This is a genomic window from Psychromonas antarctica, assembly GCF_022267535.1.
GTDB lineage: Bacteria > Pseudomonadota > Gammaproteobacteria > Enterobacterales > Psychromonadaceae > Psychromonas > Psychromonas antarctica.
In genome coordinates, this window is the sequence record NZ_JAHNZV010000006.1 from 23,708 (window position 1) to 41,276 (window position 17,569).

A 17,569-nucleotide genomic window follows, 5' to 3' on the forward strand; every position below is an offset into this window, starting at 1 on the left:
ACTGGTTTATTGCGCAACACTTTTTTTAGCTGTGCGGATAGCCAGCCACCATTCTTCGCTGGCATTGATCTGCCCCTTCTCGTCTAATGGCGGGTAAGGTAACTTTTTTTGTTTACATAGCTTGGCAAAAATAGGATGCCCCCCTTCAAACAAAATTCGTTGTGTTTCATGGTCAGGTAAACGGCATTCACCATTATACATACCTGAGAGTCGGCGTTGTCGCTGTGCTTCGTACAATATAAGCGCCGAAGCAACAGACACATTTAAAGACTGACACATGCCAACCATTGGAATAATCACGTCCTGATCTGCAAGTGCTAGCGCTTCAGCGCTAATACCATGTTTTTCCTGCCCCATTATAATAGCGGTTGGCTTGGTATAATCCACTTCACGAAAATCAATTGCCGTCTCTGATAGATTAGTAGCAATAACCTGCATACCTTGAGCGCGCAAGGCCTGAACCGCGTCAGTTAAGCTGTCATAGGAATGTACATTAACCCAATTCTGACTACCCGTTGCGGTGCTACCAGAAAGACGTTTTGCTTTATTTTCCCAAGTGGCATGCACATCACTTACCCCGACCGCATCGGCAGTACGCACGATAGCAGCGAGGTTATGCGGTTTCTGCACCTGCTCTAAAAACACAGTAAGATCGGGTTGGCGCTGATTTAGCATTTGTGTGATACGGGCAAGGCGTTCAGGTGACATAATAACTCTCAACAAAAAATGGGGGGGGGTAAATTAAAGAGTCATTATACATAAAATAAGAGGGACAAAAAAGCAGACAAACGGGTTACAGGGTAGGATCCCAGAGAAAAGCAGCACTAGGATCCTGTCTGCAAAAAAAAGCCCGCAATTAATCTCTTAATGCAATGTAATTTGAGCGTGCATAGTCAGGTCGCGCGGCTTTTAAAATAATCGCTTCTTGTTCGGTTAATTTACCGACAGGCAGGCTTAATACTTTATGCGTTAATTGCTCTCTTGCATCAATCGCAATCGATAATTTGATAATCCGACTACTGCCTTTGATCTCCTGAGTCTCAAAAGCAGGTACCAGTACACCAGAACGTAATAAATTACTCACCGCAGGTTCATTCATTGGCAGTGACAGTACATTTTTTCGCTGAATAATAAATTCACGCAATACGGCTTTCTCTTCAAAGTCTAATTGGCGGATCATTTTATTACGTGAGGCTAAAAGTTGACGCTTTGCCAACACACCACAGCAATAGCTGAAGATAAAAGTCACTAAACGGGTGATTAAGTAAGATCCGGTCAATAGTGCCAAAATCCACACATAAGGCATGTAAGTCATTGACCACGCTGCAGTATCAGGACGCTGCAACAGTGAGGCTGGTACTATCAAAAGGGTCGCACTGGCGAGGCAAATCCACGCTATCGTCAAAGTAATCCCTTGTTGTTCTCTAACTCGTTGAATTAACTGCATCATAATTATAATCCCCGCCAAAAAATTGTTACATATCATATGTAAAGCAAGGGGCGTGCCAGTGTTTTCTTTGAGGCGGTTTTGAAGGATTTTAGATAAGAAAAAAGGAGCCGAAGCTCCTTCGTGATTCCATTACTTTAAATTAATCATTAATAGATAATCTACATTTTGTTTCGAGAACAGAAGGTGAAGGAGCTAGAGATTTGATCACTAAATTTCCGGTGCTAGAGCTATCGTCGGCAGTCAATTCAACATCAAATGAGTAAACTCCATATGAATTAGGCACGGTCCATGAAGCATCCCCATTTATCGTACCATTAGTTGAACTTGCATTGATGACAGTCCCTGTGGGAGGGGTGTTATTATTCATATCAGAAACTTCAACTGTCACTGTTGCTTGCTTTGCTGTTCCTGATAAATCTACATCGGTTATAATGCTACCGCTGCTATTCTTGAAAACGCACTTTTGTTCATCGCTGGTTGCTGTTATTTGTATTTGTTTATAAATATAAATAAAACGCTGATCGCAATATGCAACATTATCTTCACATTGCATCCCAGTATATTTACTATCACCATATGTGTAAGCTTGATCTTTAGGACCTAATGCATCTTCTACATCTAAAGACCACTCATCACCATCATTATAAATACCATCATAATTTATATCGAAGAAAACCTCACTGTTATCCGTAAAAGTTTCTCCGTCATCATAAATACCATTAGATGGATGAAGGTCCTCAAAACTTTCAACTCCTAAACTATAGGCTAAAATAGTCACCTTACCATCATCTGGCATATCACCGATTGAGGTCCAAGTCATCACACACTTGCTACTTAACGTTGTGCATGCACCCACTTTACCTGTTGAATCCTCAATTCGCCCTTTCTCTGCCCTAAATGAAACCGCCGTTCCATCCGGAATAGGATTATTGCCATCAGCATCAGCAAAATTAACTGTAACTGCGATGGTTGCATCATTATGATCTATACCAGGAACAGACGATTTATTCACGCCAATAGAAAAACTATCTTGATCTGGGTAACCTGTCGAAATATATAGACCAGTAGAAGTATTAAAGATGCTCGGATCATTGACAGCATTAACTTTAACCGTTGCAGGGCCAGCGGCACTACCTGCTTTTATTAGCGTAGTCACTAAACCAGCCGAATCACTTGTATCAGATTCGATAGCTAGAGATGCGCCATCGGGTCCCGAAAGCTCGAAAGTCACAGGTTGTGAAACAACTGCCTCGCCATTATCATCGACTAGCTTAAAGGTAACTTTTGCCGTTTCCTTACGATCAAACCCACCAGTTCCTTTAATTGAAATCCATTCTGGAGTGGCACCCAGATAAGTAAAATACGATGGATCACCGGCGACTTCCTCGACAATAGGTGTCGTAGTGGTATCTGTAGTATCTGTAGTATCTGTATTATCTGTATTATCTGTCGAGCCGTCTAAACTGCCACCGCAGGCAGAAAGTAGTATCGTAAGTAATGCAATAGAAAATGTTTGGTGCAATTGCATGGAAAGTTCCTTCTAATAAATATAAAATTGCCAATAAGTTGAGAAGTATAAAGCAAATTTATTTAGATAATTCAATTATTATCTGATTTTTGGATATCGCTCATACAGATATTGCTATACATTTGTAATTATTACTTCCCGTACAAGGCTACCCCCATGAATTTCAGAGATCTAGAGTATTTAATCGCACTTGAAGAGTTAAAACATTTTCGCAAAGCAGCAGAAAAGTGTTTTGTTAGCCAGCCTACTTTGAGTGGTCAAATCAGAAAACTAGAAGATGAACTGAATATTCAGTTGATGGAACGCTCATCCAGAAAAGTTATATTCACTGAAGCAGGACTCGATATTGTCGCCAAAGCAAAAACAATTCTATTAGAAGCTAAGTCATTAAAAGAGATTGCTAAAAGCTATAAAGAGCCAATGCAAGGTTCCTTGCATATTGGCTTAATACCGACGGTAGCCCCCTATCTATTACCTGTGATTATTCCCTCGATAAAAAAACATTTCCCGGAGTTAGACCTTTACCTGCATGAAAATCAAACTCATAAACTATTAAAACAGTTAGAAGATGGAGAGCTTGATTGCTTGATGCTCGCAGTATTACCAGAGATGGAATCATTTCAGAAATTTGCACTTTATGACGAGCCACTTGAACTCGCACTCGCAGAAACACATCAATGGGCAGATAAAAGCAGTATCGATTTGCATGAGCTGCATGGTGAACGCCTTTTAATGCTTGAAGATGGCCATTGCTTGCGCGATCAGGCAATGGGTTTTTGCTTTACAGCCGGTGCCATTGAAGATCATAGTTTTAAGGCAACCAGTTTAGAAACACTGCGTCATATGATCAGTGCGGATAATGGACTTACTTTATTGCCTCAACTCGCTATCCCAGTTAACCGTCATCAGGCTGGGGTCCGATATATCCCCTTTAATAAACCTGTACCGTCAAGAGCAGTTGCTTTGTTATCACGTAAAAACAGCGTTCGAAAAATCTGCTTTGAACAATTAGCGAAGCTTATTAGCGAAACCGTTGAGGACAAACTTAAGCAGTATAGGTAAGAGCTGCGAGTCCATAGCTAAGAGCCGGAAACAAGGAAGCAATACTAAACCTAATAGTTTCCTATTCATTTATGTTGGTTAAAATAGTGGTTAGCTTCGTTATTAATTTTGCAATTAGAACAACCAGTTACTGCAATCAATATCTTCCTGCTAAGCATTTTTCATGCCTCTAAATAGAACCTTAAATTAATGGGGTTGGTGAAAGCTTAAGACGCAAAACTCGGAGCGAAATTTTAGACATAAAAAAGCCGAATATTAATTCGGCTTTTTTATTATGATATCAAAAGAAGAGTTACTCTTCCTCAGATGCCACTATAGGGCGGTCTACCAATTCGATGTAAGCCATAGGAGCTTTATCACCGGTACGGAAGCCACATTTAATGATACGAGTATAACCACCAGGGCGAGACTCGTAACGTGGACCCAATTCGTTAAACAGTTTAGCTACAACCGCGTTATCACGGGTGCGAGCAAAAACTAAACGACGGTTAGCAACGCTATCCGTTTTAGCTAGTGTAATTAAAGGCTCAACCACACGACGAAGTTCTTTTGCTTTTGGTAAAGTAGTCTTGATAATTTCATGACTAACAATTGAACTTGCCATATTGCGAAACATAGCCTGACGATGGCTACTGTTTCGGTTAAGTTGACGTCCACTGTGACGATGACGCATAACCTAATCCTTATTATTCGTTATTCGGATGACGACTGATTAATCTTCGATTAGACTTGCTGGTGGCCAGTTTTCTAAGCGCATGCCTAGAGACAGTCCACGTGATGCAAGTACATCTTTGATCTCAGTAAGAGACTTCTTACCTAAATTAGGCGTTTTAAGAAGCTCAACTTCTGTTCTTTGTACCAGGTCACCGATATAGTGAATCGTTTCTGCTTTCAAACAATTAGCAGAACGAACAGTTAATTCTAAGTCATCTACTGGGCGTAAGAGAATTGGATCAAACTCAGGTTTTTCTTCTTTCTCAACCGGCTCACTTATATCACGTAAATCAACAAAAGCGTCTAATTGCTCAGCTAAAATAGTAGCTGCACGACGAATTGCTTCTTCTGGATCAAGTGTTCCATCTGTTTCCATATCGATAACAAGCTTGTCTAAATCGGTACGTTGTTCAACACGAGCAGATTCAACACTGTAAGCGATACGCTGTACAGGACTGAAAGTCGCATCGACTAATAATCGACCAATTGGACGCTCATCTTCTTCACTATGAATACGTGTTGAAGCTGGAACATAACCGCGACCTGATTCAATTTTAATACGCATGCTAATTTCAGCATTGCCTGTTAAATTACAGATCACATGTTCTGGGTTGACTATCTCCACATCACCATCATGAATGATGTCGCCTGCAGTAACAGGACCCGCTCCAGATTTAGTTAAACTAACTAGAACTTCATTTTTACCTTCAAGCTTAACGGCTAGGCCTTTAAGATTAAGAAGAATCTCAAGGATATCTTCCTGTACGCCTTCTTTAGTGCTGTACTCATGTTGTACACCATCTATTTCGACTTCTGTTACCGCCGTTCCCGGCATAGATGATAACAAGATACGACGAAGTGCATTACCTAAAGTATGACCGAAACCACGTTCTAGTGGTTCTAAAGTCACTTTTGCTCTAGTTGCATTTACTTGCTCGATATCAACTAATCTTGGTTTTAGAAAATCAATTACAGAACCCTGCATTTGTGCCCTCTCTTAACGGTTAACTTTACTTGGAGTAAAGCTCGATGATTAACTGTTCGTTAATCTCAGCAGATAAATCTGAACGTTCAGGTTGACGTGTAAATACGCCTTCCATTTTCGTTGTATCAACAGAAACCCATGTAGGGACTTCTCGTTGACCAGCGATTTCAAGTGCAGCGCCAATACGTGCTTGTTTTTTAGCTTTTTCACGAATTGCGATAACGTCACTTGCTTTAACGTTTAAAGATGGAATATTGACCACTTTACCGTTTACTAGAATTGATTTGTGACTTACTAGTTGACGAGCTTCAGCGCGAGTCGCACCAAATCCCATACGGTAAACAACATTGTCTAAACGTCCTTCAAGAAGTTGAAGAAGGTTTTCACCTGTGTTGCCTTGTAAACGAGCTGATTCTTTGTAGTAATTACGAAATTGCTTTTCAAGTACACCGTACATACGACGCACTTTTTGCTTTTCACGTAGCTGTAAACCATAGTCTGAAAGACGTGGTTTACGCGCACCATGAACACCTGGTGCATTATCAATCTTACACTTAGATTCAATCGCACGGACACCTGACTTTAAAAAAAGATCGGTTCCTTCACGACGGCTAAGCTTTAGCTTAGGACCTAAATATCTTGCCATTGTTCTTTCTCCAGTTACCTAAGAATATCGCTATTAAACGCGACGTTTCTTCGGTGGACGACAACCATTATGTGGGATGGGTGTAACATCAGTAATATTAGTTACACGGAAACCCGCCGCGTTTAGTGCGCGAATCGAAGATTCACGACCAGGTCCTGGTCCGTTGACAAAAACTTCAACGTTTTTAAGACCGTACTCTTTAGCCGCTTCAGCAGCACGTTCAGCAGCAACCTGTGCAGCGAACGGAGTAGATTTACGAGAACCACGGAAACCAGAACCACCGGCAGTTGCCCAAGAAAGCGCATTACCTTGACGGTCTGTAATAGTTACGATTGTATTGTTGAAAGAAGCATGAATATGCGCCATGCCATCTGCAACTTGCTTTTTAACGCGCTTACGAGCACGAGTTGGAGTCTTAGCCATTATCTCTTACCCTTATTTGCGAATTGCTTTGCGCGGACCTTTACGAGTACGAGCATTCGTTTTAGAACGCTGTCCACGCACAGGCAAGCTGCGACGATGACGAAGTCCACGATAACAACCAAGGTCCATAAGACGTTTGATGTTCATAGAAACTTCACGACGTAAATCACCTTCAACGGCGAACGTAGCTACTTCTGTACGAAGAGCTTCGATTTGTGTTTCATCCAGATCTTTAAGCTTGCTAGCTTCAGCAACACCCGCAGAGACACAAATTTTCTGTGCGCGAGTTTTACCAATACCAAAAATTGCAGTTAATGCAATTACAGCGTGCTTATGATCAGGAACGTTAATGCCAGCGATACGGGCCACTATGCACTCCTTAAAAGTTAACGATTCATTTGCGAAAAGCCCGGTAGGATACTCTACAAATGATGATTTATCAAACAAAACAAAGCTTAGATAACATTAGTTACCTAAGCTATTGAGATCCAAAATCGATCTTAGCCTTGACGTTGTTTATGTTTTGGCTCTACACAGATAACTCGCACAACACCTTTGCGCTTGATAACTTTGCAGTTACGACAGATTTTTTTAACGGATGCACGAACTTTCATTGCAACACTCCGTAGTTAGTATAACTTGTTGGTACGGCTTATTTACCGTAGTCCTTCAAGTTAGCTTTTTTCAAGACAGAATCATATTGATTAGACATCAAATGCGTCTGTACCTGTGCCATAAAGTCCATGATTACCACCACAATAATTAATAACGATGTACCACCGAAGTAGAACTGCGTATTCATTGCGACCATCATAAACTCGGGAATCAAACAGATAAAAGTAATATATAACGCACCTGCCAATGTCAGGCGTGTCATCACTTTATCAATGTATCGTGATGTTTGTTCTCCGGGACGAATACCTGGAATAAAGGCACCGCTTTTCTTCAGATTATCTGCAGTTTCACGTGGATTAAACGTAAGCGCAGTATAAAAGAAGCAAAAGAAGATAATTGCTGCAGCATATAACATCATATGCAACGGTTGTCCTGGCTGTAAAGCCAATGAAACATCCGATAACCAACTTAAACCTTCAGTCTGACCAAACCATTGAGCGATTGTACCAGGAAACAAGATAACACTCGAGGCAAAAATTGCAGGGATAACACCGGCCATATTTAATTTCAATGGAAGATGCGTACTCTGAGCAGCAAACACTTTACGCCCTTGTTGACGTTTTGCGTAATTAACAACGATACGTCGTTGACCACGTTCAACAAATACAACAAATGCGGTTGTCGCAAAAACGATAACGATTAGTGCTAATAACACGAGAAGGTGAATTTCACCTTGACGCGCTTGCTCAGCAGTTTGCCCAATTGCTTGAGGCAATCCTGCAATAATACCGACAAAAATAATGATAGAAATACCATTACCGATACCACGTTCAGTAATTTGCTCACCTAGCCACATAAGGAACATCGTTCCTGTTACTAGACTTACAACAGCCGTGATGTAAAAGCTAAGACCTGCATTTTCCACAAGTCCTGGCATCATCGAAGGCAAACCAGTCGCAATACCAATTGCTTGGAATGTACCCAGTATCAAAGTACCATATCGCGTGTATTGATTTATCTTGCGTCGACCTGACTCACCCTCTTTTTTTAGCTCAGCTAAAGGAGGATGAACAACAGTCAATAATTGGATAATAATTGAAGCCGAAATGTACGGCATAATACCCAATGCAAAGATAGATGCACGCGAAAGTGCACCACCAGAGAACATATTGAACATTTCTATGATGGTGCCCTTTTGCTGTTGGAACAGATCAGCCAGGACAGCGGCGTCAATACCAGGAATTGGAACAAAAGAACCTGCACGAAACACTAAAATAGCACCTAAAACAAACCAAAGTCGTGTTTTAAGTTCGCTCAAATTACTGCCTTGTACAGCTTTAGGATCTGATCCTGGTTTCTTTGCCATTGCCTATTATTCCTCGATTTTTCCGCCCGCAGCTTCAATTGCAGTACGCGCGCCTTTCGTAACACGAATGCCTTGTACTGTAACTGAACGAGTGATTTCACCGGATAGTACTACTTTTGAAAACTTAACAGTGTTCGCAAGTAGACCAGCCTGTTTCAACGTTTCGATAGTTACCACATCACCCTCAACTTTAGCTATTTCGCTCAGACGAACTTCACAGCTAACAAGAGATTTACGTGATGTAAAACCGAATTTTGGTAAACGTTGTTTTAATGGCATTTGACCGCCTTCAAAACCTGGACGTACAGTACCGCCTGAGCGAGACTTTTGACCTTTATGACCGCGGCCACAAGTTTTGCCAAGTCCAGAGCCGATACCACGACCTACACGTTTAGCAGCGTGCTTAGCACCAGCTGCTGGAGATAGAGTATTTAGTTTCATAATTACCCCTCAACCTTAACCATATAGTAAACTTTATTAACCATACCACGAACTGAAGGAGTATCTTCTAACTCAACAGAATGACCGATGCGACGCAGACCTAAGCCTGTTAATGTTGCACGGTGCTTTGGTAAACGGCCAATTGCACTTTTGGTTTGGGTTACTTTAATCGTTTTAGTAGCCATGCTTAATTACCCCAGTAATTCACTAACGTTTAAGCCACGCTTAGCCGCAATTTGCTCTGGAGAATTCATATTCTCTAGTGCATCAAGCGTAGCGCGAACAACGTTAATTGGGTTAGTAGAGCCGTAAGCTTTAGAGAGTACGTTTTGTACACCAACAACTTCTAATACGGCGCGCATTGCACCACCTGCAATAATACCAGTACCTTCAGAGGCTGGTTGCATATATACCTTAGAACCAGAATGACGGCCTTTGATAGGATGCTGCAGAGTGTTACCTTTTAATTGGATTTCGCTGATATTGCGACGTGCTTTTTCCATAGCTTTTTGAATAGCTGCAGGAACTTCACGTGCTTTACCATAACCAAAACCAACACGACCATTACCATCACCAACTACAGTCAGTGCGGTAAAGCTAAAGATGCGACCACCTTTAACTACTTTTGAAACTCGGTTTACTGCGATTAGCTTTTCGTTCAGATCACCGGTTTGAGATTCTACTTTTGACATCATCTATACCCTTTGATTAGAACTGTAGACCAGCTTCACGAGCTGCTTCAGCTAGTGCCGCTACACGACCGTGATATTGGAAACCGCTACGGTCAAAAGAGATTTTAGAAATCCCTTTTTCAATAGCACGCTCTGCAACTAATTTACCAATTAGTTGAGCTGCTTCCTTGTTACCACCGTTGCTCACTTGTGCACGAACTTCTTTTTCTAATGTAGAAGCGCTTGCTACGACTTGTGCGTCAGCTGTAATTACCTGCGCGTAAGTATGGCGAGGTGTACGGTTGATCACAAGACGAGTGGCACCAAGATCTTGTAATTTCTTACGTGTGCGAGTAGCACGACGAAGACGAGATGCTTTCTTATCCATAGTCTTACCTTACTTTTTCTTCGCTTCTTTACGACGCACATTTTCATCAGCGTAACGAACACCCTTGCCTTTATAAGGCTCTGGTGGACGAAATGCACGAATCTCTGCAGCTACTTGACCAACTTGTTGCTTATTAGCACCTTCAAGAATAATTTCTGTTTGGCTTGGCGCCGTAGCAGAAACACCTTGTGGCAATTTATAAACAACAGGATGAGAGAAACCTAATGTTAGGTTTACATCTTGGCCTTTAACTTGTGTACGGTAACCAACGCCTTGAAGAAGAAGTGTCTTCTTAAAGCCTTCAGTTACACCTACAACCATGTTGTTAACGTTAGCACGAGCAGTACCTGCTTGTGCCCAAGCGTTTTTTACGCCTTCCACTGGTGCGAATGTAATCACACCATCTTCAAGCTTAACAACAACAGCATCATTAAGAGTGCGAACTAATTCGCCTTTGTTGCCTTTAACAGCAACTTCTTGACCATTTACTTTAACTTCAACGCCAGAAGGAACAGTAATCGGTGCCTTAGCTATACGAGACATAGACTACCTTCCTTATGATACGTAACAGATGATTTCACCGCCAATGCTTGCTTTACGCGCAGCACGGTCAGTCATAACACCATGTGAAGTGGAAATGATTGCGATACCTAAACCAGCCATAACCTTCGGAAGATCGTTTGTACCTTTATAGATACGTAGACCTGGACGGCTAACTCGTTTAATAGTATCGATAACTTTTTTGCCTTCGAAATACTTTAAAGTAACTTCTAATTCAGGCTTGGTGTCACCAGCAACAGAGAATTCTGTAATGTAACCTTCTGCTTTAAGCACAATTGCAATTGCAACTTTTTGCTTAGAAGAAGGCATTTTAACAGAAACTTTGCTTGCTGCTTGACCGTTACGAATACGCGTAAGCATATCCGAAATAGGATCTTGCATGCTCATAAATTTCTACTCCGTGATTTAATTGATTACCAGCTGGCTTTTTTCAGGCCAGGGATTTCTCCGCGCATCATATGCTCACGAACCTTAATACGGCTCATGCCAAATTTACGTAGGAAACCATGCGGACGACCAGTTACGTTACAACGATTACGTTTACGAACTGGACTTGAATCACGAGGTAGCGTTTGAAGCTGTAACACTGCATCCCAACGAGCTTCGTCAGTTGCATTGATATCACTAATGATTGTTTTTAAAGACGCACGTTTTTCTGCGAATTTAACAACAAGCTTCGCACGTTTTACTTCACGCGCTTTCATTGATTGTTTAGCCATTATTTACACCTTACTTACGGAATGGGAAGTTAAAGGCAGACAGTAATGCACGCCCTTCTTCGTCAGTCTTAGCTGATGTCGTAATTGTGATATCTAAACCACGTACTTTATCAACTTTATCGTAATCTATTTCAGGGAAAATGATTTGCTCACGTACACCCATAGAGTAGTTACCACGACCATCGAATGACTTAGCATTCAGGCCACGGAAATCACGTACACGAGGAATAGCGATTGTTACCAAACGCTCAAAGAATTCCCACATACGAGTACCACGTAGTGTTACTTTACAACCAATCGGGTAGCCTTCACGAATTTTGAAGCCAGCCACAGAGCGGCGTGCTTTGGTGATGATTGGCTTTTGACCTGAGATTGCTGCCATATCTGACGCGGCATTCTCAAGGACTTTTTTATCAGCCAGTGCTTCACCAACACCCATATTAAGGGTGATTTTCTCTATTCGAGGGACTTGCATGACAGACGTATAGCCGAATTGCGTTTGCAAATCAGACACTACGTTGTCTTTATAGAAATCATGCAGTTTCGCCATCGTAAACTCCAGTTACTTCACAAGGTTATTATTAGATTTGAAAAAACGTACTTTTTTACCGTCTTCAAGTCTAAAACCAACACGATCTGCTTTACCCGTTTCCGAGTTAAGGATCGCAACATTTGAAATTTGTATGGGTGCTGACTGTTCAATAATACCACCAGTTACGCCCGCTTGTGGGTTTGGCTTTTGGTGTTTCTTAACAGTGTTTACACCTTCAATAATTATTTTACCGTTAGCTAAAACTTGAGAAACTTTCCCAGTTTTACCTTTATCTTTACCAGTAATTACAATTACTTCATCATCACGTTTAATTTTTACTGCCATTTTCGGTTCCTTACAGTACTTCTGGCGCCAGTGAAACAATCTTCATGAAGTTATCATTACGAAGTTCACGAGTTACAGGGCCAAAGATACGTGTACCGATAGGCTGGTTATTTGCATTCAACATAACCGCAGCATTGCGATCAAATCGAACAACAGAACCATCGGGACGACGTACACCTTTTCTGGTACGCACAACCACAGCTGAATGAACATCACCTTTTTTAACTTTCCCACGAGGAATTGCTTCTCTCACAGAAACTTTGATAATGTCACCGATTGCTGCATAACGGCGATGCGAGCCACCAAGGACCTTAATACACATTACGCGTCGAGCGCCAGAATTATCGGCGACATCTAGCACACTTTGCATCTGAATCATTACAGTGCTCCGCTATATTACAATTGATTACTCTCTAAGAGCTGCTTACCCATTAATTCAGGGTGCGGCATAATACCACCAACTTTATTAGAAAGATAGTCTAAAAAAACGGCATCCAGAATGGATACCGTTTATACGTATGTAAAAAAAGTTTAATGAATTAACCTTTTCTTACGATTTCTACCAATGTCCAAGATTTAGTCTTAGAAAGTGGACGGCATTCGCTGATTAATACAACATCGCCTTCACTACATTGATTTGTTTCATCATGCGCATGTAACTTAGTCGTACGCTTCATGAATTTACCGTATAACGGATGTTTCACTTTACGTTCGATAGCAACAACGATAGATTTATCCATCTTTGCACTGATTACTTTCGCTTGAAGAGTACGAGTTCTAGTTTCGCTCATTACGCACCTACCTTCTGATTTAATACTGTCTTAACACGGGCAATGTCGCGACGCACTTGTTTAACTAAATGCGCTTGTGCTAACTGACCGGTGTTTAACTGCATACGTAATTCAAACTGTTTACGTAATAAATTAAGAAGTTCAGCATTTAATTCTTCAACGCTTTTTTCATTTAGTTCGTTAGCTTTCATTACATCACCTTACGAGTTACGAAAGTTGTTGCCAAAGGCAATTTAGCTGCCGCAAGAGCAAATGCTTCGCGAGCTAATGCTTCTGGAACACCTCCCATTTCATAAAGAACTTTACCTGGTTGAGTTTGGGCAACCCAATATTCCACGTTACCTTTACCTTTACCTTGACGAACTTCTAACGGTTTGCCAGTGATCGGTTTATCAGGAAATACACGGATCCAGATTTTACCTTGACGTTTAACATGACGAGTCATTGCACGACGTGCTGCTTCGATTTGACGAGCAGTAATTCGACCACGACCGACAGCTTTTAATCCAAATTCGCCAAAGCTTACTTCCGCACCTTTCGAAAGACCACGGTTGCGGCCCTTGAACATTTTACGGAACTTCATACGTTTTGGTTGCATCATTAGCGTATCTCCTACTTACCGCGGCTTTTGCGCTTTGGTTTAGATGGCTGTTGCTCTTCTTGTAGCGGTAAACTACCTAGAACTTCACCTTTAAAGATCCAAACCTTAACACCGATAATACCGTAAACAGTATGCGCTTCTGAAGTTGAGTAATCGATATCAGCACGAAGAGTATGTAGAGGTACACGACCTTCACGATACCATTCAGCACGTGCGATTTCTGCACCACCTAAACGACCACTTACTTGAACTTTAATGCCTTTAGCGCCAAGACGCATAGCATTTTGTACCGCACGTTTCATAGCACGACGGAACATTACACGACGCTCTAACTGAGAAGAGATTGAATCTGCTACTAGTTTTGCGTCAAGTTCAGGTTTACGAACTTCTGAAATGTTGATTTGGGCAGGAACGCCGGCCATTTTAGCAATAGCAGCGCGTAGCTTCTCAACATCTTCGCCTTTTTTACCAATTACAACACCTGGACGTGCAGTGTGAATAGTCACACGGACACTTTTCGCTGGGCGTTCAATTGTGATCTTAGACAAAGAAGCATTTTTCAGCTTCTCTGTTAAGAATTTACGGATTTCGAAGTCACTGTATAAATTATCAGCGAAATCTTTTGTGCCTGCATACCAAGTAGAGCTAAATGCTTTAGTGATACCTAGGCGAATACCGTTAGGATGAACTTTCTGTCCCATTGTTTAACCCCTGTCTGATACCACTACTGTGATATGGCAAGAACGCTTCATTATACGATCGGCACGGCCTTTCGCACGCGGCATGATACGCTTCATTGTTGGGCCTTCGTCAACACAAATTTTTGTGATAACAAGCTCATCAATATCAGCGCCTTCATTATGTTCGGCGTTTGCTATTGCAGAATCTACAACTTTTTTAATCAATACAGCAGCTTTTTTAGGGCTGTAAGATAAAAGTTCTAGTGCTTTTTCTACTGGAAGACCACGTACTTGATCTGCTACCAGGCGCGCTTTCTGAGCTGAAGAACGAGCGAAAAGATGTTTAGCTAAAGCTTCCATAATTACCTCTATTTCTTCGCTTTCTTATCCGCGGTATGACCACGGTAAGTGCGCGTTGGTGCAAATTCACCCAGTTTGTGACCGATCATTTCATCGGTTACGAATACTGGCACGTGTTGACGCCCGTTATGGACAGCGATGGTCAAACCAATCATATTTGGGATGATCATTGAACGACGAGACCAAGTCTTAATTGGTTTTTTCTCGCCGCTTTCCATCGCTTTCTCTACCTTCTTCAGCAAGTGTAGGTCAATGAATGGACCCTTCTTGAGAGAACGTGGCATGGCGATACCTCTGCTTATTTCTTGTTACGACGACGAACAATGTACTGATCTGTACTCTTGTTCTTACGAGTTTTGTAGCCTTTAGTAGGCACGCCCCAAGGAGAAACAGGGTGACGACCACCCGATGACTTACCTTCACCACCACCATGTGGGTGATCTACTGGGTTCATTACAACACCACGAACGGTAGGACGAACACCACGCCAACGCGTAGCACCAGCTTTACCTAATTGGCGTAGCATATGTTCTGCATTACCAACTTCACCGATTGTTGCACGACACTCAGCAGGGATCTTACGCATTTCACCACTACGTAAACGTAGGGTAACGTAAGCACCATCGCGAGCTACAATTTGGCTGTATGCACCAGCTGAACGTGCAATTTGCGCACCTTTAGCAGGTTTCATTTCAACAGCGTGTACAGTTGTACCCACTGGGATATTACGCATCGGTAAGCAGTTACCCACTTTAATTGATGCATCTTCACCAGATTGGATTGAATCACCAGCAACCAGGCCTTTAGGGGCTAGGATGTAGCGACGCTCACCGTCAGCATAAAGTACAAGTGCAATATTTGCACTGCGGTTTGGATCATATTCCAAACGCTCAACTTTTGCTGGGATACCGTCTTTATTACGTTTAAAATCGACGATACGGTAGTGTTGTTTGTGACCACCACCAATATGACGAACCGTAATTCGACCACCATTATTACGACCACCAGATTTAGATTTAGCCTCTAAAAGTGGAGCGTATGGCTTGCCTTTGTGCAGATCGTTATTTACCACTTTAACTAAGTGGCGACGACCTGGAGACGTAGGCTTACATTTTACAATAGCCATTTATAATTCCTCTACTCAGCGCCAGCGAAATCAATGTCAGCACCTTCAACAAGAGTAACGTATGCTTTTTTCCAGTCGCTACGGCGACCTATACGTTGTCCTGTACGCTTGGTTTTACCCTTCACGTTTAGTGTGCGAACACCAGTAACTTCGACTTCAAACAGTTTCTGAACTGCCGCTTTGATTTCTGCTTTAGTTGCAGTACCTGCAACTTTGAATACCATAGTGTTATGGTTTTCAGCAGATAAAGTTCCCTTTTCAGAGATATGCGGGGCTAGGATAACTTGCAGTAAACGTGCTTCACTGATCATGCTAAACTCTCCTCAATCTTTTTCACTGCAGCTGCAGTTACTAAAACTTTATCAAATGCGATAAGGCTTACTGGATCAATACCTTGAACATCACGAACGTCTACTTTGTAGAGGTTACGTGCTGCTAAGAATAGATTTTCATCTAGTTCTTCAGTAATGATCAGTACATCTTTAAGACCCATGTCTTTTAACTTAGCTTTTAGCTCTTGAGTTTTCGGAGCTTCAACACTAAAGTTTTCGACAACGATTAGACGATCCTGACGAACTAATTCAGACAGAATGCTTTTCACTGCACCACGGTACATTTTCTTGTTAACTTTTTGGCTGTGATCCTGAGGACGTGCAGCAAAAGTAACACCACCGCCAACCCAAATAGGGCTACGGATTGTACCAGCACGAGCTCGGCCCGTACCTTTCTGACGCCATGGCTTCTTACCGCCACCACGTACATCGCTACGCGTTTTCTGAGCGCGAGTGCCTTGACGAGCACCAGCTGCATATGCAACGACTACCTGATGAACTAGGGCCTCATTGAATTCACGTCCAAAGGTAGCGTCAGAAACTTCAAGAGCACTTTGTGCATCTTTCAATACCAATTCCATACTAGCTCCTTGGTTATGCTTTAACAGCAGGTTTAATGAACACATTGCCGTTTTTCGCACCTGGTACTGCACCTTTAACGAGCAGTAAGTTGCGTTCAACGTCTACGCGAACAATCTCGAGGTTTTGAGTAGTAACGCGCTCAGCACCCATATGGCCAGACATTTTTTTGCCTTTGAAAACACGACCCGGTGTTTGACACATACCAATCGAACCATTAGAACGATGTGATAGTGAGTTACCGTGTGTCATATCTTGCGTGGAAAAGTTCCAACGTTTAACACCACCTTGGAAACCTTTACCTTTAGACTGACCTGTAACATCTACTTTATTAATTTCGTTGAAAAGCTCAACGCTTAGCTCAGCGCCTACTTTGATATCTGCACCTTCGTTTTCCGCAAGAGTAAACTCCCACAGACCACGGCCAGCTTCAACACCTGCTTTCGCAAAGTGTCCAGCTTGTGGCTTAGTTACACGGCTAGCTTTCTTAGTGCCAGCTGTTACTTGAATAGCTTGGTAGCCATCAGTATCAAGTGTTTTAACTTGAGTAACGCGATTAGGTGTACATTCAAGAACTGTAACTGGGATAGAAACACCATCTTCAGTGAAGACGCGAGTCATGCCAACTTTACGACCTACTAGACCGATTGTCAT

At 42.0% G+C, this 17,569-nt stretch carries 31 protein-coding genes; 1 reads left to right on the forward strand and 30 read right to left on the reverse strand.

Going from position 1 to position 17,569, the window contains the following annotated elements:
* Positions 1-6: 6 nt before the first annotated feature.
* The 3 genes from trmH to KSO91_RS02965 all read right to left on the reverse strand — a co-directional run bounded on the left by trmH (position 7) and on the right by KSO91_RS02965 (position 2,978).
* Entirely contained in the window at positions 7-708 is a 702-nt protein-coding gene (trmH, locus tag KSO91_RS02955; RefSeq protein WP_238741183.1) for a tRNA (guanosine(18)-2'-O)-methyltransferase TrmH, read from the reverse strand.
* A gap of 148 nt (positions 709-856) precedes the next feature.
* Positions 857-1,450 (reverse strand): superinfection exclusion B family protein, encoded by a 594-nt coding sequence (locus tag KSO91_RS02960; protein WP_238741184.1) that lies wholly within the window; start codon positions 1,448-1,450, stop codon positions 857-859.
* 139 nt (positions 1,451-1,589) lie between these two features.
* On the reverse strand, positions 1,590-2,978 hold the full coding sequence (locus KSO91_RS02965) for a hypothetical protein (protein WP_238741185.1): 1,389 nt from the start codon (positions 2,976-2,978) through the stop codon (positions 1,590-1,592).
* Positions 2,979-3,134: 156 nt separating this feature from the next.
* Here KSO91_RS02965 and oxyR point away from each other — a divergent pair, with 156 nt between their 5' ends.
* Positions 3,135-4,040 (forward strand): DNA-binding transcriptional regulator OxyR, encoded by a 906-nt coding sequence (oxyR, locus tag KSO91_RS02970; RefSeq protein WP_238741186.1) that lies wholly within the window; start codon positions 3,135-3,137, stop codon positions 4,038-4,040.
* Positions 4,041-4,332: 292 nt separating this feature from the next.
* On the opposite strand, the gene rplQ is transcribed toward oxyR, so the two are convergent.
* The 27 genes from rplQ to rplC form a co-directional block, all read right to left on the reverse strand.
* Complete coding sequence (rplQ, locus tag KSO91_RS02975) at positions 4,333-4,713, reverse strand: 50S ribosomal protein L17 (protein WP_238741187.1); 381 nt, start codon at positions 4,711-4,713, stop codon at positions 4,333-4,335.
* 39 nt (positions 4,714-4,752) lie between these two features.
* The gene (locus tag KSO91_RS02980) at positions 4,753-5,739 is read right to left on the reverse strand and encodes a DNA-directed RNA polymerase subunit alpha (protein WP_238741188.1); all 987 of its coding nucleotides are present in this window, start codon (positions 5,737-5,739) and stop codon (positions 4,753-4,755) included.
* Positions 5,740-5,764: 25 nt separating this feature from the next.
* Positions 5,765-6,385 carry a 30S ribosomal protein S4 gene (rpsD, locus tag KSO91_RS02985; protein ID WP_238741189.1) on the reverse strand — a complete coding sequence of 207 codons (621 nt, stop codon included), beginning with the start codon at positions 6,383-6,385 and terminating at the stop codon, positions 5,765-5,767.
* A gap of 33 nt (positions 6,386-6,418) precedes the next feature.
* Positions 6,419-6,808 (reverse strand): 30S ribosomal protein S11, encoded by a 390-nt coding sequence (gene rpsK, locus KSO91_RS02990; RefSeq protein WP_019613697.1) that lies wholly within the window; start codon positions 6,806-6,808, stop codon positions 6,419-6,421.
* A 12-nt stretch (positions 6,809-6,820) separates the two neighbouring features.
* Positions 6,821-7,177: a 30S ribosomal protein S13 gene (rpsM, locus tag KSO91_RS02995; RefSeq protein ID WP_238741190.1), complete on the reverse strand. Its 357-nt coding sequence runs from the start codon at positions 7,175-7,177 to the stop codon at positions 6,821-6,823.
* Between the two features lie 131 nt (positions 7,178-7,308).
* Positions 7,309-7,422 carry a 50S ribosomal protein L36 gene (rpmJ, locus tag KSO91_RS03000; RefSeq protein WP_238741194.1) on the reverse strand — a complete coding sequence of 38 codons (114 nt, stop codon included), beginning with the start codon at positions 7,420-7,422 and terminating at the stop codon, positions 7,309-7,311.
* A 38-nt stretch (positions 7,423-7,460) separates the two neighbouring features.
* Positions 7,461-8,789, reverse strand: coding sequence for a preprotein translocase subunit SecY (secY, locus tag KSO91_RS03005; protein WP_238741197.1), 1,329 nt, complete (start codon positions 8,787-8,789; stop codon positions 7,461-7,463).
* Between the two features lie 6 nt (positions 8,790-8,795).
* Positions 8,796-9,230 (reverse strand): 50S ribosomal protein L15, encoded by a 435-nt coding sequence (gene rplO / locus KSO91_RS03010; protein WP_238741199.1) that lies wholly within the window; start codon positions 9,228-9,230, stop codon positions 8,796-8,798.
* A 2-nt stretch (positions 9,231-9,232) separates the two neighbouring features.
* Entirely contained in the window at positions 9,233-9,415 is a 183-nt protein-coding gene (rpmD, locus tag KSO91_RS03015) for a 50S ribosomal protein L30 (protein ID WP_238741201.1), read from the reverse strand.
* Between the two features lie 6 nt (positions 9,416-9,421).
* Positions 9,422-9,922 (reverse strand): 30S ribosomal protein S5, encoded by a 501-nt coding sequence (gene rpsE / locus KSO91_RS03020; RefSeq protein WP_238741333.1) that lies wholly within the window; start codon positions 9,920-9,922, stop codon positions 9,422-9,424.
* Between the two features lie 16 nt (positions 9,923-9,938).
* Positions 9,939-10,289 carry a 50S ribosomal protein L18 gene (gene rplR / locus KSO91_RS03025; RefSeq protein ID WP_238741203.1) on the reverse strand — a complete coding sequence of 117 codons (351 nt, stop codon included), beginning with the start codon at positions 10,287-10,289 and terminating at the stop codon, positions 9,939-9,941.
* A gap of 9 nt (positions 10,290-10,298) precedes the next feature.
* Entirely contained in the window at positions 10,299-10,832 is a 534-nt protein-coding gene (gene rplF, locus KSO91_RS03030; protein WP_238741205.1) for a 50S ribosomal protein L6, read from the reverse strand.
* Between the two features lie 12 nt (positions 10,833-10,844).
* Complete coding sequence (gene rpsH / locus KSO91_RS03035) at positions 10,845-11,237, reverse strand: 30S ribosomal protein S8 (RefSeq protein WP_238741207.1); 393 nt, start codon at positions 11,235-11,237, stop codon at positions 10,845-10,847.
* Between the two features lie 26 nt (positions 11,238-11,263).
* Positions 11,264-11,569 carry a 30S ribosomal protein S14 gene (gene rpsN, locus KSO91_RS03040; RefSeq protein WP_238741209.1) on the reverse strand — a complete coding sequence of 102 codons (306 nt, stop codon included), beginning with the start codon at positions 11,567-11,569 and terminating at the stop codon, positions 11,264-11,266.
* Positions 11,570-11,579: 10 nt separating this feature from the next.
* Positions 11,580-12,119: a 50S ribosomal protein L5 gene (gene rplE, locus KSO91_RS03045; protein WP_238741212.1), complete on the reverse strand. Its 540-nt coding sequence runs from the start codon at positions 12,117-12,119 to the stop codon at positions 11,580-11,582.
* A gap of 12 nt (positions 12,120-12,131) precedes the next feature.
* Positions 12,132-12,446, reverse strand: a complete 315-nt coding sequence (gene rplX / locus KSO91_RS03050) for a 50S ribosomal protein L24 (protein WP_238741214.1) — start codon at positions 12,444-12,446, stop codon at positions 12,132-12,134.
* Between the two features lie 10 nt (positions 12,447-12,456).
* Complete coding sequence (gene rplN / locus KSO91_RS03055) at positions 12,457-12,825, reverse strand: 50S ribosomal protein L14 (protein ID WP_238741216.1); 369 nt, start codon at positions 12,823-12,825, stop codon at positions 12,457-12,459.
* Positions 12,826-12,985: 160 nt separating this feature from the next.
* Complete coding sequence (rpsQ, locus tag KSO91_RS03060) at positions 12,986-13,237, reverse strand: 30S ribosomal protein S17 (RefSeq protein ID WP_238741217.1); 252 nt, start codon at positions 13,235-13,237, stop codon at positions 12,986-12,988.
* Positions 13,237-13,428, reverse strand: coding sequence for a 50S ribosomal protein L29 (gene rpmC, locus KSO91_RS03065; protein WP_238741218.1), 192 nt, complete (start codon positions 13,426-13,428; stop codon positions 13,237-13,239). The genes rpsQ and rpmC overlap by 1 nt, the downstream gene beginning before the upstream one ends.
* Positions 13,428-13,838 carry a 50S ribosomal protein L16 gene (rplP, locus tag KSO91_RS03070; protein WP_238741219.1) on the reverse strand — a complete coding sequence of 137 codons (411 nt, stop codon included), beginning with the start codon at positions 13,836-13,838 and terminating at the stop codon, positions 13,428-13,430. The genes rpmC and rplP overlap by 1 nt, the downstream gene beginning before the upstream one ends.
* An 11-nt stretch (positions 13,839-13,849) precedes the next feature.
* Positions 13,850-14,539 carry a 30S ribosomal protein S3 gene (gene rpsC / locus KSO91_RS03075; RefSeq protein ID WP_238741220.1) on the reverse strand — a complete coding sequence of 230 codons (690 nt, stop codon included), beginning with the start codon at positions 14,537-14,539 and terminating at the stop codon, positions 13,850-13,852.
* 3 nt (positions 14,540-14,542) lie between these two features.
* Entirely contained in the window at positions 14,543-14,878 is a 336-nt protein-coding gene (gene rplV, locus KSO91_RS03080; protein WP_238741221.1) for a 50S ribosomal protein L22, read from the reverse strand.
* Positions 14,879-14,886: 8 nt separating this feature from the next.
* Positions 14,887-15,162 (reverse strand): 30S ribosomal protein S19, encoded by a 276-nt coding sequence (gene rpsS / locus KSO91_RS03085; RefSeq protein ID WP_238741222.1) that lies wholly within the window; start codon positions 15,160-15,162, stop codon positions 14,887-14,889.
* 14 nt (positions 15,163-15,176) lie between these two features.
* Positions 15,177-16,004: a 50S ribosomal protein L2 gene (gene rplB, locus KSO91_RS03090; protein WP_238741225.1), complete on the reverse strand. Its 828-nt coding sequence runs from the start codon at positions 16,002-16,004 to the stop codon at positions 15,177-15,179.
* Positions 16,005-16,015: 11 nt separating this feature from the next.
* On the reverse strand, positions 16,016-16,315 hold the full coding sequence (rplW, locus tag KSO91_RS03095; RefSeq protein WP_238741227.1) for a 50S ribosomal protein L23: 300 nt from the start codon (positions 16,313-16,315) through the stop codon (positions 16,016-16,018).
* On the reverse strand, positions 16,312-16,917 hold the full coding sequence (rplD, locus tag KSO91_RS03100) for a 50S ribosomal protein L4 (RefSeq protein WP_238741229.1): 606 nt from the start codon (positions 16,915-16,917) through the stop codon (positions 16,312-16,314). The genes rplW and rplD overlap by 4 nt, the downstream gene beginning before the upstream one ends.
* A gap of 13 nt (positions 16,918-16,930) precedes the next feature.
* A complete protein-coding gene (gene rplC / locus KSO91_RS03105; protein WP_238741231.1) occupies positions 16,931-17,569 on the reverse strand; it encodes a 50S ribosomal protein L3 in 639 nt (212 codons plus the stop codon).